The following is a 14242-nucleotide window of genomic DNA, read 5'->3' as shown; positions in this document are numbered from 1 at the left end:
GGCTCGTCACGCTGCCCCGGCGGGCATCGCGCCTGCCGAACCACCGCGAAAACGCGCAGTCGGATTAGTGAACCGTCGACAGCCAGGCGCGGGCATCGCGCTGCGCGGCGGCGATCTCGACATCCGACATCATCTCGGCGACTTCGCGGCGCATCGGGATGGCATCGACCCGGCCCTTGAGGGCAGCGAGGTTGAACCACTTGTGCGCGGCGACGAGGTCAACGATCCCCGAGCGACCCGACGCCCAATACAGACCGCGCTCGAACAGCACATCCTGGATGGCGGTTTCCGCGATCGGCATCGCAGCTTCAAAATCGATCTGCCCCTGAAACATGGGTCATTCCTTTTTTTAGTTTTGCCGCCCCCAACCGAGCGCGGCTCCTGTCCGTTATTTGATGCAATCCCAACCGCCGTTTGCCGGCTTGTTGGGATCAATATGACCGATCAAATTTGAAGAGCAGTTTAAGTATCGGGATGAACGAAATCTGAAGAGCCGAAGCCGAAACCGGCTCATACGCCGCCAAAAACCCAGCATTTATGCGGGTTTTCTGCATTTTCGCGGAATTCGGTTTACCCTGCTGTTTGGGGATGCCGTAACCATCTCGGCAGCGTCGGCGACCAGGGATATTAAAAGGCCTGCTCCGCGCATGCGACGACGCCAATGCGAGATACGTCACAGCGAGCAGATCAAAAGCTATTCGGGATCGGGACATTCAAAGCGCCGGGGATGAACCGCACCGGCAAAAACGAGGGCGTCGGCAACACGTCAGGATCATATCTCATGTGGCCGGAGCCACCGATGAAACTGCGGACCAATGATCCGCACCGAATAAAGAACGCCAATCACGGAATGACCGGCTTCTTTGCCGGACCGGTTCTCGGGGAGAGCAAGCCCTGCCCCGGTGTGACGGTCCAGCCGTTTGACCTGATGTCTCGCCGACACCCTCTTTCGTCGACCAGAGCTGCGATCAATATCCGCTTCGAGAAGCAAATTGTCGTCGAGGCTCTCGTGACGTCGCCGGCGTTGCCACCGGCGTCGATCGTGGCAGAAGAAGTTACTTCTTCTTGGCGACCTTCTTGGTCTTCTTCGCGGTCTTCTTCACAGCGCTCTTCGCTGCCTTCTTGACGGTCTTCTTGACTGCCTTCTTCGTAGCTTTCTTGGCCATGTTGCCCTCCAATAAAGAGATGACTTGATCGCTGCGTGCACTCGGGAATCGAAATGCACTTCATCCCGAATACACCAACGATTTCAAAAGAACAGTCTCCCGCTTAAGGAAGTGTTGATGAGCGCAACGCGCCACTTCCCCCACGGGCTCAGTCACAACTTGAAATCCGGCACGCGAGGCGATGCGAGAAACGCCCGAAAACGTTGCGTCCACAAATGTCAAGATTGCAGAAAGTGCTTATTTTTTCCGTACGCCCGCAATTCGTACTATCAAACAACTACACAAACTTCTGCCGCCCCCAGGCCTGAGTCGGGGCACTGAAAACAGGTGCTGCGGACTCTGAGTCGAGATTTTTGGCAATGAAAATATTTTTCGGGAAAACGCGTTCGCGACTTATCGGTGCTGGCCACAACCGCACTTTTTGTCGGCTGACGGCACGCCGATTCGCGATCTGATCCCGCGCTCGTGACCGCTTATCGCGTAGGTTACGACGCGCCAACGAGGTCTGCCAAAACGAAAACGGCGCCGCTCGAGGCGGCGCCGCGGTCATCGCAAGGCCGTCGTCAGATACCGAGCTTGCTCTTGAGGAGGTCGTTGACGACCTGCGGATTGGCCTTGCCGCCCGAGGACTTCATCACCTGGCCGACAAACCAGCCCATCAGAGCCGGCTTGGCCTGCGCCTGCGCGACCTTGTCGGGATTGGCTGCGATGATGTCGTCGACCACCTTCTCGATGGCGCCGGTGTCCGTCACCTGCTTCATGCCGCGCTCTTCGACGAGCGCGCGCGGGTCACCGCCCTCGGTCCAGACGATCTCGAACAGGTCCTTGGCAATCTTGCCGGAGATCACGCCTGCCCCAATCAGGTCGATGATAGCGGCCATCTGCGCCGCTGACACCGGTGACGATGCGATGTCCTGGCCTTCCTTGTTGAGGCGGCCGAACAGCTCATTGATCACCCAGTTGGCGGCGAGCTTGCCGTCGCGCGCCTTGTCGGCAAGCCCGGCGAGCGTCGTCTCGAAGAACTCCGCGCTCTCGCGCTCGACCACCAGCACGGCAGCGTCATAGGCCGACAGGCCGAACGCGCTGATGAACCGCGCCTTCTTTTCGTCGGGCAGTTCCGGCAGCTCGGCCTTCAGCGCTGCGACATAGTCCTCGCTGAATTCCAGTGGCAGCAGGTCGGGATCCGGGAAGTAGCGGTAGTCATGCGCCTCTTCCTTGGAGCGCATCGACCGGGTCTCGCCCTTGTTGGGGTCGTAGAGCCGCGTCTCCTGATCGATCGAACCGCCGTCCTCGAGAATGCCGATCTGGCGGCGCGCCTCGTAGTCGATGGCCTGGCCGATGAAGCGGATCGAATTGACGTTCTTGATCTCGCAGCGGGTTCCCAGGGGATCGCCCGGCTTGCGGACCGAGACGTTGCAATCGGCGCGCAGGTTGCCCTTCTCCATGTCGCCGTCGCAGGTGCCGAGATAGCGCAGGATGGTGCGCAGCTTCGACACATAGGCCTGGGCCTGCTCGCTGGAGCGCATGTCTGGCTTGGAGACGATCTCCATCAGCGCGACGCCCGAGCGGTTGAGATCGACCGAGGTACTGGACGGATTGCGGTCGTGCACCAGCTTGCCGGCATCCTGTTCGAGATGCAGGCGCTCGATGCCGACGGTGGCGGTCTCGCCATCGGCCAATTCGATCGTGACCTCGCCCTCGCCGACGATCGGCGACTTGTACTGGCTGATCTGATAGCCCTGCGGCAGGTCCGGATAAAAATAATTCTTGCGGTCGAAGGTCGAGCGCCGGTTGATCTGTGCGTTCAGGCCAAGCCCGGTGCGCACCGCCTGCTTGACGCATTCCTCGTTGATGACCGGCAGCATGCCCGGCATGGCCGCATCGACCAGCGACACATGGCTGTTCGGCGCGCCGCCGAACTCCGTGGACGAGCCGGAGAACAGTTTGGCGTGAGAATTGACCTGGGCGTGGATCTCCAGACCGATGACCATTTCCCAGTCGCCGGTGGCGCCCTTGATGAGCTTCGAAGGTTTGACAGGTGCGTTCATGGAGCGGTTTCTACCGCGACCGCGGGCGCGGGAAAACCCCCAGCGAGGCTTTCCAGCGTCGCTTCTAGGGCATTTGCCCCTATCCGATCAGATGCCCGAAGCGAAAGCCCTGAACACGGAGCTGGCACGCAACGTCTCGCGACCGGCCAGGATCAAGTCATCGACCTGTCCCTGCGGCAGCTGGAAGCGCGTCGGAACGGCTTCGAGCACTGCGGCCCGCGCCGGATCTAGCTGATCGAAGCCGAGCCGGCCGACGAAGAACTGCAAATCGGTACAACGCCAGCCGGGCCGCGCGCCATAGCGGGCTCGCTCTGCCGCCGACAAGCCGCAGCGCCACTTGATCAGCGACGATTGCCAGTCCTTCATGGTTCGGTCGAATGCGGTGTAGCTGGAGCCGATACTGGCATCCATGGTGGTGTCCACCGCAGCCTTGATCAGATCGACGCCTTCAGGCCCTTCCACCGTATTGATCCAGTTGCCGGAGAGACCGACTTTGGAATCCACCACCATGAAGATCCCGCGGCGCAGCCGGACCGCCTGCTGCGGTGTCATCGGGCCATAGGGTGTCTCGGAGGATTCGCGCACGATGGTCAGCGCAGAGACGCCGTAGTTGTCGACCAGCCCGCCATCCATCAGCTTGATGTAGGGCACCGCGCCGTCGCGGTAACGCATCACTGCCTTGGAGTAGGCACTCAACATCGGCGACGCATTGCGGTTCGCGGCTGCGCGCGCGACCCAAGGCGGCAGCGGCTCGTTGCATGTGCCGGGGAAGGCCTGCACCACGGCCGGCGCAAAGGCGAGCGGCACCGCGGCCGACGCAGCCACGGCGCCCGACAGCGGATACTTGCTGAGATCGCTGCAGATCGCGGCGAAGGCCGTGTTGTCGAACACGAACGGCACGCGGTTATAGATGTCCGAGGCGTTGATCCAGACCCGTGGCGAACCGCTATTTCGCAGGCTGCCAAAAGTCGCATTGTGGAACAGGTTGGCGTCGAGCCAACTGGTGAAGCCCTTGGAGTCATTGATGCCGCCGCCCAAGGCACGGCCGATAGTACCTAGCGACAACTGCGTCGTCAGTCCGGCCTCGGCATTCTGCAGCAGGAAGCGCTCGCGGAAATCAGACAGCGCCGCGCGCTTCTTCAATCCGTAATAGGCCGCCGTGACCGAACCGCCAGAAACGCCGGACAGAAAATCGATGCGCTCCAGCATGGTGTCGGATGCACCGCGCATGCGGATGCTGCCCAGTTCTTCCAGGACACCGAACGAAAACGCCGCAGCGCGCGTGCCACCGCCTGAGAACGAAAAACCGATCAGCAGGTCGTCCTGCTCGGCAGCATCCTTGAAAACGGCGTCGAGATTGGGATCGAGGGAGGCGCCGGCCAGCGGCACGTTGGCGGGAAGGTTGTAGACCGACGTACAGCCCAGCAGCAGCGCACAGGTCGTGACCACGACACCGATGGAACGCAACGCACTCATCACTTCTCTACCGATCCCACAAGACGGCCGCACCAAACGGCACGGACCGTGTCCGGACGGTCCCCAATCCGGAATCTCAATCAGATATTACCGTAAAGCATTGCAATTCGATGCAAACTGACGATCCGGCACCAATCGCGCCAGTAACGTGGCTAATGAATGGTGAAACAAGGTGCGCGCCAAATGGCGCGGCGCCAATCCTCAGTTCAGCTGCGTGCCCGGCGCGGCATCGAATACCAGCGTGAACCAGCTGCCCTGCCCGCGAATGCTCTCGGCGTTGAACTTCACGTTCGGCGCATTCTCTTTGAGCGTCTGCAGGATCAGCGCCCCAAGCTTGCGCGGCGACGGCCAGTCCTGTCCTTCGCCAAGGCCGATGCCGTCATCGGCGACAACCACCGTGACGAGGCCGCCTTCCAGCTTGCAGATCAGTTTGATCTGACCGCCGGCACGGCCGACGAAGGCGTATTTCAGCGCATTGGTCAGCATCTCGTTGATCAGCAGTCCCGCCGGCATCGCGATATTGATCGACATCGGGCAATAGCCAACCTGCAGATCGAGCGTGATATCCGCCGTCGCGCTGGCAGCCATCACCGCATTGGCGATGTCCGATAGATACTGTCCGAGATCGATCTCGGGCGTCGCATTCTCGTCGGACAGCGTCCGGTACAGCACCGTCAGCGCATCGATCCGGCTCGCCAGCCGGCCGAGCGCAACAGCCTCGCCTTCCACGGCCGAGCGGGCTTCGAGCCGCACCAGCGCGGTGATGAGCTGCAGATTATTCTTCACCCGATGCTGCAGCTCGCGCATCAGCATGTCGCGGTCGCGTATCTGGTTCTCGAATTGCTCGATCTGCGCACGCTCGCGGCCGCCGACATCGACCAGCGCGGCGATCCGGAAATTTTCGACGCCGTCGTCGCTTTCGATCACCGAGGCATAGGCTTGCACGATCACCAGCCGTTCCAGCGGTAGCGACGGCCGGAACACGCCGATGAAATCCTCGCCGTCGCGGATCGCTTCGCCGAGTGTCTGGCTCTGATTATCTTCGTTGAGAAAGCCGTCGAGGCAGGTCCAGCTCTGGCCTTCGACATCGGCCGGCGCCATTGCCATCAGTTGCTCGAAGGCCCTGTTGATATAGACAACCTGCTGATCGCTGCCCAATCCGCGCGAGATGGCGAGCGCAACGGGAACATGATCCAGCAGATGCTTGTAGCGATCATTCTCGATCGCCTGCGCAAGCTTCGGGGAACCCAGAATCTGATCGACCTGTTGGGAAGGCGGAAGCCCGTCGTCGGTGCTCATGCACGGTCCATGCTCATGGGCAAACCATGGCCAAGTGCACCGCAAAACGCAATGTCAAACGCGCAACACTTCACGCGGATGATGATGTCAGGCCCACCACTTCGTTGGCGTGAAACGCCCCGATGCCTGCTCGATGGTTTCGCCGATCGAGAACAGCGTTTCCTCGTCGAATGGACGCCCGATCAGCTGCAGCCCGAGCGGCAATCCCTGCGCGTCCTTGCCGGCGGGAACCGCGATGCCCGGCAGGCCGGCCATGTTCACCGTCACCGTGAAGATGTCGTTGAGATACATCTCGATCGGATCGGCGCCGCCCTTCTCACCAATGCCGAAGGCGGCCGACGGTGTCGCCGGCGTCAGGATCGCATGGATGCCCTTGGCGAAGCATTCTTCGAAGTCGCGCTTGATCAGCGTGCGGACTTTTTGCGCGCGGAGATAGTAAGCGTCGTAATAGCCGGCCGAGAGGACATAGGTTCCGATCATGACGCGGCGGCGCACTTCAGCGCCAAAACCTTCGGCGCGGGTATTTTCATACATGTCGCTGATGCTGCGGCCGGGTACGCGCAGGCCATAACGCACGCCGTCATAGCGCGCGAGGTTCGACGAGGCTTCGGCGGGCGCCACGATGTAATAGGCCGGCAGCGCGTATTTGGTGTGCGGCAACGACACGTCGACGAGTTCGGCACCGGCGGCCTTGAGCTGCGCAGCGCCTTCCGACCAGAGCTTCTCGATCTCGCCCGGCATGCCGTCGATGCGATATTCCTTGGGAATGCCGATCTTCATGCCCTTGACGGACTTGCCGATCGCGGCCTCGTAATCCGGCACTTCGCGATCGACCGAGGTGGAATCCTTGGGATCGTAGCCGGCCATCGAACGCATCAGGATCGCGGTGTCGCGCACGGTGCGCGCAATCGGCCCGGCCTGATCGAGTGACGACGCGAAAGCGACCGTGCCCCAGCGCGAGCAGCGGCCATAGGTCGGCTTCATACCGACGATGCCGGCGAAGGCCGCGGGCTGGCGGATCGAACCGCCGGTGTCCGTCGCGGTGGCGCCAAGGCAGAGACCCGCGGCAACGGCCGAAGCCGAACCGCCGGACGAGCCGCCAGGCACCAGATTGACGTCGGAGCCGTCGCGCCGCCACGGATTGATCACCGGACCGAAGAACGAAGTCTCGTTCGCCGAGCCCATGGCGAATTCATCATTGTTCAGCTTGCCGAGCATCACCGCCCCGTCACGCCACAGCTGTGCGGTCACGGTCGACTCGTAAGGCGGCACGAAATTGCCGAGGATCTTCGAACATGCGGTTGTGCGCACGCCCTTGGTCGCGAACAGATCCTTGATCCCGAGCGGGACGCCGCCAAGCCAGCCGCCCTCGCCTTTGGCGAGTCTCGCGTCGGCCGCCTGCGCCATGGCGCGCGCCTGATCCGGCGTCTCCAGCACATAGGCGTTCAGCACGCGTGCGGCTTCCATCGCCTTGAGATGCGCATCGGTCAGTTCGACTGACGTGAAGGATTTGGTCGCAAGGCCGTCACGCGCCTCGGCGAGTGTCAGCGACGTCAGATCTGTCATCTATTTATTGACCGGGCTGCAAAAGAAGGGAGAGAGCGTCTTGTCGTTTTCAGGTGCATCTTTTTTGAAAGAGCTGCGGCGGAGCTTGTCGTCAGCCTCCTGTGCGGCCTGAACCTTGTCGAGGATGGCATCCATGGCCGCGTCGACGTCCTTGACCTTCCCCTGACGCTCCATCTCGTCGAGGTAGTCCATATAGAGCTGATAGGACTTTTCATCGTCGCAAAGCAGGCACATGGCGGTTTCCGTTCGAACGGTTCTTGCTCGATTACTCGACGACTTTCGGCACCAGGAAGAAATGATCTTCGGACTCCGGCGCATTCGCCGTCACCGCGTCGACGATCTCGCCGTCATTGACGACATCGGCGCGCTTCTTCATTTCCATGGGCATCACCGAGGTCATCGGCTCAACGCCGTCGACATTCACTTCCTGCAACTGCTCGACAAAGGCCAGCATCGCGTTCAGCTCGCCCTGCAGATGGGGAACTTCAGCGTCAGTAACCGCGATCCGCGCGAGATGCGCGATACGGCGAACGGTGGCAGCATCGACGGACATTATATAGGGCCTCAGGCGAAATCTGCCCGCCGTATAGCAGACGGAGGTTTCGCGCCGCAACCGGCGGACGCCTCCGCCCTGTTTGGCGCCCTAGCCCCGCAATTCAGCCATCCGCGCCAATGCGGCGGCCGCCAGCGACCGCGTCAGCTCTGCCGCAGGCCGTTCGCTGCCCATTCCGACCGACTGCCCGGCCCAGAGATTGGTAAAATCAGTCCGTCCGAGCTTCTCGGCAGCGGCTTTCAGCGGCCCCAGCGCGGTCGCCGAATGCGGGAATGCCGGCGCATCGGGCGAGACCGGCCCGACCTCGCGCATCACGCGGTTGATGACGCCCCGGGCAGGACGGCCGGTCATGACATTGGTGATGACGGTGGAGGCATCCGACGCCCCGGCCAGGGCCGCGCGACCCGGCCCGCTCACCTTGGATTCCGGCGTCCGCAGATAGGCGGTACCGATCTGCACACCCGCCGCGCCGAGCGCAAAGGCTGCCGCAATGCCACGCCCATCGGCGATACCGCCGGCCGCGATCACCGGCACCTTCACCGCATCCACCACCTGTGGCAACAGCGCGAACAGGCCGGGCTGCGTGGCGATATCCTCGGTCAGGAACATGCCGCGATGACCGCCGGCCTCCGCCCCCTGCGCAATGACCGCGTCGACGCCACGCTCTTCGAGCCAGACGGCTTCCTTGACGATGGTCGCAGAGGCGATGACCCGACAGCCGGCTGCCTTGATGCGCTTCAAGAGCGCCGGATCCGGCAGGCCGAAGTGAAAGCTGACCACTTCGGGCTTCAGCTCTTCCACCAGCGCGCACATCGCCTCATCGAACGGCGCGCGGTTGGCCGCATTGATGTCTGCATTCGGATCGAGCCCGAGTTCGGCGTAATAGGACGACAGCCGCTTGCGCCAGTTGGCCTCGCGTGCCGGATCGGCGTCCACCGCCGTATGGCAGAAGTAATTCATGTTGACCGGCGCGGAGACGCGCTGGCGCACGATATTGATCTGCTCACGGGCTTTCTCCGGCGAGATCATAGCGCACGGCAACGAGGCCAGTGCGCCGCCCTCCGCTGCGCCGATCATGATGTCGGCATCCTGCACACCTGCCATTGGCGCCTGCACGATGGGAAATTCGGTGCCGAATAAGTCGATCAGTCGGCGGTCGGGCCACATGGGGGATCTCCGGATTCTTGCGACAATCTTGCGGCAATGCCTCTGAATCCAGCGGCAAAGCAGTGACGATCTTGAGACAAACGTGAGGAAATGGCACGCGCATCATTGCCGAGCCTTGCTCAGGCTAACACGGCCGCACCCGCGTGAGCTATGCGGTTGCGCGGGGGATGAGCATCCACTTGCGCAGCGCCACGCCGGCCCAGATCGCCTCCACCAGCCCGAACGGCCAGGCGCCCTGCAGGAAGCCATAGAGCGATCCGAGCCCGCAGGCGCCGGCAAAGGCCAACGTGAACCACGGACTGCGTGCCTCCAGCGCGTAGCAGACCAGCATGGCGCTGACGGCGAACAGTCCAAACAGGCTGAGAGCGTCCATAGATCGAGCTCGTGACATAAGACGCAGAAACGCGGGAACGATGCTACCTTGCCGCAAATCACCACCGATGTGAAACGCGACCGATGACCGCTGCCATTCCCGAACTCACCACGCCCAGGCTGATCCTGCGCCCACTCGTGCTGGCTGACTCCGATGCCGTGCAAAGGCTTTTCCCGCGAATAGAGGTGGTGCGTTTCCTGGCCAGCCGCGTGCCATGGCCCTACCCGGCTGATGGCGCCTTCACTTTCCTGCGCGATGTCGTGCTGCCAGGCATGGAGCGTGGCACCGAATGGCACTGGTCAATCCGTCTGAAGAGCGCACCGGACCAGTTGATCGGCATGATCAATGTCAGGGACGGCGTCGACGACAACCGCGGCTTCTGGCTCGATCCCGCCTGGCACGGGCAAGGGCTGATGACCGAGGCCAGCGATGCCGTGACCGATTACTGGTTCGACACCCTGCAGCGGCCCGTCCTGCGCGTCATCAAGGCCATCGCCAACACGGCTTCACGCCGGATTTCGGAAACCTCCGGCATGCGCGTGATCGCCACCGAGGATCGCGACTACGTCTCCGGCCGTTGGCCCTCGGAAATCTGGGAAATGACCGCCGAGGAATGGCGCAGCCGCCGTCCGCCCCGATAATTGCGGCGCAGCGTTTGATCTGATGGCTCCGCATGTTATGCGGGACCATGCCTGCAGTCATCCTTCCCCTCGTCGAAGCCGCCGCACATCTTCCGGCCCGCGGTGCGCTGATCGGTCTCGATCTCGGCACCAAGACCATTGGTGTCGCGGTGTCCGATCCCGATCGCCGTCTCGCCACCGGCATTGAGACTGTCGAGCGAACTGCCTTCAAGGCGGATGCCGCACGCCTCATCAAGCTTGCCGCTGAGCGAAATATCTGCGGCTTCGTCCTTGGTCTTCCCATCAATATGGACGGCAGCGAGGGACCGCGCGCGCAATCGACACGCGCCTTCGCCCGCAACTTCTCGAAACTGACCGAACTGCCGATCGCCTTCTGGGACGAGCGGCTCTCCACATCTGCGGTCGAGCGCGAACTGATTGCCAATGATGTCAGCCGCGCCAAACGCGCCAAAGTCATCGACGAACATGCCGCGATCTTCATTCTTCAGGGTGCGCTAGATCGCCTCGCCGCCTTGCTGCGCACGCCGGATATTCGCTGACCCCATGCTGACGGTATTTGCCGCTCTCGTCCCGGTCTTCCTGCTCATCGTGCTCGGCTACGCGCTGCGGCGCCTGCTACTGAAACAGAACATCGAATGGGTCGGGCTGGAACAGCTCGTCTATTACGTGCTGTTCCCCGCCCTGCTCATCGACACGCTGGCGCGCGCCAATCTGTCCTCGGTACCCATTGCAGGTGTCGGCGGTGCCTTGTTGCTCTCCGTCATCCTGATGTCCGCGCTATGTCTGGCGCTGCGTCCGTTGCTGGCGCGGGCCATCGGCCTCGATGGGCCGGCATTTACGTCGCTGTTTCAGGGCGCCACGCGTTGGCAGACCTTCGTGGCACTATCGGTCGCCGGCAATCTGTGGGGCGACCTCGGCATCACGCTGGCGTCCGTGGGTATGGTCGCGATGATCCCGCTGCTGAATATTCTAGCGGTCTGGGTGCTGGCGCATTATGCCTCGCCGCAGCGGCTGTCCTGGCCGGCGCTGCTGCTAACCATCGCCAAGAACCCGCTGATCTGGGCCTGCGTGATCGGCCTCGCGATCAACCTGGCCGGATTGCCCGTGCCGCGCCCCGCACACGAATTCCTCGATGCACTCGGGCGCTGCTCTCTGGCGATGGGCCTGCTCATTGTCGGCGCAGGTCTTCAACTCGAAGGCCTGCACCGACCCGGCATGGCTGCAGCACTGACGGTCGTCTTGAAACTCGCCGTGATGCCGCTGATCGCCATGGGCCTCGGCATCGCCTTCGGCCTGTCCGGCACCAACCTCGCGGTGGTCGTCTGCTGCGCGTCGGTGCCGTCGGCATCGAACGGCTATATTCTGGCGCGGCAGATGGGCGGCGACGCGCCCCTCCTGGCGCAGATCCTGACCATTCAAACCACGCTGGCGGTCCTGACCATGCCCATCTTCATTGCACTGGCGGAATAGCTACGGCGATATCACACCGTTCGCGATCAGCAGCGTCTGAACAGTCGCCGCCAGATTGTTGAGGCCATGCAGAAAGATCGTCAGCAATGTCGAGTGGCTGCGGTAACGCATATAGCCGAACAGCAGACCGATGGTGAAAATCTCGACGAAGAAGAACCAATCGTATTGCAGATGCATCGCCGTCCAGACCAGCGATGACGCAACGATGGCGCCAAACGGCCGCAAAAACGATTCCGACCAGCCGCGATAGAGGAAGCCTCGCGCGAAAAACTCTTCGGTCATCGGCGCCCCGACGCAGAACGCGATCACGAGCAACCACAGCGCGCCGTCGGCGCGGGCCGACTTCAACACTTCCAGCATGAAAGTCGGCGCGGAGTCGCGCCCCATGCCTTTTGCGACCAGCTCCCAGGCGCCGACCAGCACGATCAGCGCCACCGTGCCAATGACATAGTTTTTCCAGGACGTGCCGCGTAACCCCAGATAGTCGGCGAAGGATTGCCGCGCCATGCGCGTCGCCAGCCACAGCGCCAGACACACTGCCGGAAGCCCCATGAGAACGGACGCGGCGATGGTCGTACCGCTGCTCATCGCCTTGATCAGCAGCGTCGCATCGAGTGGCGCATGTTTGATCAGCAGGTAATAGGCGACGACGGTCAACTGGCCGACGAACATCGCGGCAAAAGCGAACAGACCCCAGAGGCAAGTGCCCCAGAATTTCCAGACCCGCGGCAGCTTTGTCGCGGGTGGCAGATCCGAGGGTGCGACGGGAGCGATCGGCGTCTCTAGTGCACTCACTGCGGCAACGCCCGCTCGAGCAGTCCCCGCCCCTGAGCTTCGGTCAATTCAGCGGTGCCGTAGATCGCGTTGCGCGCACCATCGAGGCGTGTCCGCGCAAACAGTTCGGCATGGGGCGGATGTACCATGTTCAGCGCGGCGCAGGCTGCCAGCAACGCCAGCGATTCCACTGCTTGCCGCGCTACACGCTCGCTATCGGGCCGCAGCAAGGTGCGAATGATAAAGGCCGCAGTGTCGGCCGCGCCGGGCAGTCCGCGCGTCTCCAGCATCAGATCCTGCAGCACCGCGGTCGATGCGTCGCCTTCGCGCGACAGCGCCCGCAGCACATCGAGGCACATTACATTGCCGGAGCCTTCCCAGATCGCATTGACCGGCGCCTCACGATAGTGCCGCGCCAGAATGCCCTCCTCGACATAGCCGTTGCCGCCCATGCATTCCATCGCCTCATAGAGGAAGCCCGGCGCCGATTTGCAGACCCAGTATTTCACCACCGGCGTCAGGAAACGCATATAGGCCGCCTCGGATGAATCTTCCGGCGCCAAATCGAAGGCGCGACACAGCCGCATCACCAGCGCCGTCGATGCCTCGACATGCAGGGCCATGTCGGCGAGCACACTTTGCATCATCGGCTGGTCGGCGAGGTGTTTCTGGAACACGCTGCGATGCCTGGCGTGATGCAGCGCATGGACCAGACCCGAGCGCATCAAACCGGCGGATGCTGTGGCGCAATCCTGCCGCGTCAGCTGCACCATCTGGATGATGGTGCGGATGCCCTTGCCCTCGTCGCCGACGCGCAGTGCATAGGCATCGTTGAACTCGACTTCCGACGACGCGTTGGAGCGATTGCCGAGCTTGTCCTTCAGGCGCTGGAAGTTCAGCGCATTGAGCGAACCATCCGGCCGGAACCGCGGCATGAAGAAACAGCTCAACCCGTCCTCGGCCTGCGCCAGCACCAGGAACGCGTCGCACATCGGCGCCGACATGAACCATTTATGGCCGCTGATGCGATATGCATCGCCGTCGCGCACCGCGCGCGTCATGTTGCTGCGCACATCGGTGCCACCCTGCCGCTCGGTCATGCCCATGCCCAGCGTCATGCCGCGCTTGGCCGACCAGGGCGCAAAGCTCGGATCGTAATCGCGGCTGGCGATCAAAGGCATGACTTGTGCAAGCACATCCGGCTGCAAAGCCAATGCCCCCACCGCAGCGCGCGTCATGGTGATCGGGCATAGATGCCCGGTCTCGACCTGCGCCGCCATGTAGAATTTTGCGGCGCGCGCCACTTCGGACGCGCCGCGTGCGGACTTGCCGTCACGCGTCCATGTCGAATTGTGAATTCCCGCTGCAATGCTCTGTGCCATCAGCTCGTGATAGGCCGGATGAAACTCGACCTCATCACGCCGGTTGCCGCGCGCATCGAAAGTCCGCAGCTTCGGCGTATTCTCGTTGGCCAGCCGCGCGCGTTGCGCCATCTCTGCCGATCCCCAGAGCTGACCGAATTCAGCGTGGTCGACATAGGCAAACGAGCCCTCGTTCATCGCAACCGCTTCCACGAGCGGCCGGTCCAGCTCGAACAGATTGACGTCCTCGAATGGTGGCGACTGGTTGAGCACCGCATGAATGGCAGAGGTAGCGTCGGTCATGAATCAGTTCCGGCTGGAGGCGGTATTGCGAATCATTTTACGCCG

The 14242-nt window shown here is 62.4% G+C and carries 14 protein-coding genes; 3 read left to right on the top strand and 11 right to left on the bottom strand.

Annotated features, from left to right (window positions below):
- Nucleotides 1–64: 64 nt before the first annotated feature.
- The 9 genes from HP556_RS21655 to HP556_RS21615 all read right to left on the bottom strand — a co-directional run bounded on the left by HP556_RS21655 (nt 65) and on the right by HP556_RS21615 (nt 9648).
- Entirely contained in the window at nt 65–334 is a 270-nt protein-coding gene (locus HP556_RS21655; protein ID WP_068732448.1) for a hypothetical protein, read from the bottom strand.
- A gap of 1395 nt (nt 335–1729) precedes the next feature.
- On the bottom strand, nt 1730–3214 hold the full coding sequence (gatB, locus tag HP556_RS21650) for an Asp-tRNA(Asn)/Glu-tRNA(Gln) amidotransferase subunit GatB (protein ID WP_175368481.1): 1485 nt from the start codon (nt 3212–3214) through the stop codon (nt 1730–1732).
- Nucleotides 3215–3301: 87 nt separating this feature from the next.
- Nucleotides 3302–4690: a patatin-like phospholipase family protein gene (locus tag HP556_RS21645; protein WP_175368480.1), complete on the bottom strand. Its 1389-nt coding sequence runs from the start codon at nt 4688–4690 to the stop codon at nt 3302–3304.
- Between the two features lie 201 nt (nt 4691–4891).
- A complete protein-coding gene (locus tag HP556_RS21640; RefSeq protein WP_175368479.1) occupies nt 4892–5989 on the bottom strand; it encodes a sensor histidine kinase in 1098 nt (365 codons plus the stop codon).
- Nucleotides 5990–6076: 87 nt separating this feature from the next.
- Nucleotides 6077–7555, bottom strand: coding sequence for an Asp-tRNA(Asn)/Glu-tRNA(Gln) amidotransferase subunit GatA (gatA, locus tag HP556_RS21635; RefSeq protein ID WP_175368478.1), 1479 nt, complete (start codon nt 7553–7555; stop codon nt 6077–6079).
- Nucleotides 7556–7789 (bottom strand): hypothetical protein, encoded by a 234-nt coding sequence (locus tag HP556_RS21630; protein WP_068732436.1) that lies wholly within the window; start codon nt 7787–7789, stop codon nt 7556–7558.
- Nucleotides 7790–7820: 31 nt separating this feature from the next.
- Nucleotides 7821–8108 carry an Asp-tRNA(Asn)/Glu-tRNA(Gln) amidotransferase subunit GatC gene (gene gatC / locus HP556_RS21625; RefSeq protein ID WP_093761362.1) on the bottom strand — a complete coding sequence of 96 codons (288 nt, stop codon included), beginning with the start codon at nt 8106–8108 and terminating at the stop codon, nt 7821–7823.
- A 90-nt stretch (nt 8109–8198) separates the two neighbouring features.
- Nucleotides 8199–9275 (bottom strand): NAD(P)H-dependent flavin oxidoreductase, encoded by a 1077-nt coding sequence (locus HP556_RS21620; protein ID WP_120292081.1) that lies wholly within the window; start codon nt 9273–9275, stop codon nt 8199–8201.
- Between the two features lie 148 nt (nt 9276–9423).
- Complete coding sequence (locus tag HP556_RS21615) at nt 9424–9648, bottom strand: hypothetical protein (protein ID WP_068732430.1); 225 nt, start codon at nt 9646–9648, stop codon at nt 9424–9426.
- A gap of 83 nt (nt 9649–9731) precedes the next feature.
- Between HP556_RS21615 and HP556_RS21610 the strand changes: the two genes are divergently transcribed.
- The 3 genes from HP556_RS21610 to HP556_RS21600 are packed head-to-tail and all read left to right on the top strand — an operon-like array spanning nt 9732 to nt 11759.
- On the top strand, nt 9732–10289 hold the full coding sequence (locus HP556_RS21610; protein ID WP_175368477.1) for a GNAT family N-acetyltransferase: 558 nt from the start codon (nt 9732–9734) through the stop codon (nt 10287–10289).
- Between the two features lie 47 nt (nt 10290–10336).
- Nucleotides 10337–10828, top strand: a complete 492-nt coding sequence (gene ruvX, locus HP556_RS21605) for a Holliday junction resolvase RuvX (protein WP_089263773.1) — start codon at nt 10337–10339, stop codon at nt 10826–10828.
- 4 nt (nt 10829–10832) lie between these two features.
- Entirely contained in the window at nt 10833–11759 is a 927-nt protein-coding gene (locus tag HP556_RS21600) for an AEC family transporter (RefSeq protein ID WP_120292075.1), read from the top strand.
- Here HP556_RS21600 and HP556_RS21595 read toward each other — a convergent pair whose 3' ends face one another.
- Together HP556_RS21595 and HP556_RS21590 are read right to left on the bottom strand one after the other, a co-directional pair.
- Nucleotides 11760–12554, bottom strand: a complete 795-nt coding sequence (locus HP556_RS21595; RefSeq protein WP_338117600.1) for a CPBP family intramembrane glutamic endopeptidase — start codon at nt 12552–12554, stop codon at nt 11760–11762.
- On the bottom strand, nt 12551–14197 hold the full coding sequence (locus HP556_RS21590) for an isovaleryl-CoA dehydrogenase (protein WP_175368476.1): 1647 nt from the start codon (nt 14195–14197) through the stop codon (nt 12551–12553). Before HP556_RS21590 ends, HP556_RS21595 begins: the two co-directional genes overlap by 4 nt.
- Between the last annotated feature and the right edge of the window lie 45 nt (nt 14198–14242).

This window comes from Tardiphaga robiniae (assembly GCF_013359755.1).
Taxonomy (GTDB): domain Bacteria; phylum Pseudomonadota; class Alphaproteobacteria; order Rhizobiales; family Xanthobacteraceae; genus Tardiphaga; species Tardiphaga robiniae.
This window is presented reverse-complemented; position numbering and strand designations above follow the sequence as displayed.

Coding starts and splice junctions, on each gene's coding strand:
- HP556_RS21655 (WP_068732448.1), bottom strand. CDS start 334: ATGTTTCAGGGGCAGATCGATTTTGAAGCTGCGATGCCGATCGCGGAA.
- gatB (WP_175368481.1), bottom strand. CDS start 3,214: ATGAACGCACCTGTCAAACCTTCGAAGCTCATCAAGGGCGCCACCGGC.
- HP556_RS21645 (WP_175368480.1), bottom strand. CDS start 4,690: ATGAGTGCGTTGCGTTCCATCGGTGTCGTGGTCACGACCTGTGCGCTG.
- HP556_RS21640 (WP_175368479.1), bottom strand. CDS start 5,989: ATGAGCACCGACGACGGGCTTCCGCCTTCCCAACAGGTCGATCAGATT.
- gatA (WP_175368478.1), bottom strand. CDS start 7,555: ATGACAGATCTGACGTCGCTGACACTCGCCGAGGCGCGTGACGGCCTT.
- HP556_RS21630 (WP_068732436.1), bottom strand. CDS start 7,789: ATGTGCCTGCTTTGCGACGATGAAAAGTCCTATCAGCTCTATATGGAC.
- gatC (WP_093761362.1), bottom strand. CDS start 8,108: ATGTCCGTCGATGCTGCCACCGTTCGCCGTATCGCGCATCTCGCGCGG.
- HP556_RS21620 (WP_120292081.1), bottom strand. CDS start 9,275: ATGTGGCCCGACCGCCGACTGATCGACTTATTCGGCACCGAATTTCCC.
- HP556_RS21615 (WP_068732430.1), bottom strand. CDS start 9,648: ATGGACGCTCTCAGCCTGTTTGGACTGTTCGCCGTCAGCGCCATGCTG.
- HP556_RS21610 (WP_175368477.1), top strand. CDS start 9,732: ATGACCGCTGCCATTCCCGAACTCACCACGCCCAGGCTGATCCTGCGC.
- ruvX (WP_089263773.1), top strand. CDS start 10,337: ATGCCTGCAGTCATCCTTCCCCTCGTCGAAGCCGCCGCACATCTTCCG.
- HP556_RS21600 (WP_120292075.1), top strand. CDS start 10,833: ATGCTGACGGTATTTGCCGCTCTCGTCCCGGTCTTCCTGCTCATCGTG.
- HP556_RS21590 (WP_175368476.1), bottom strand. CDS start 14,197: ATGACCGACGCTACCTCTGCCATTCATGCGGTGCTCAACCAGTCGCCA.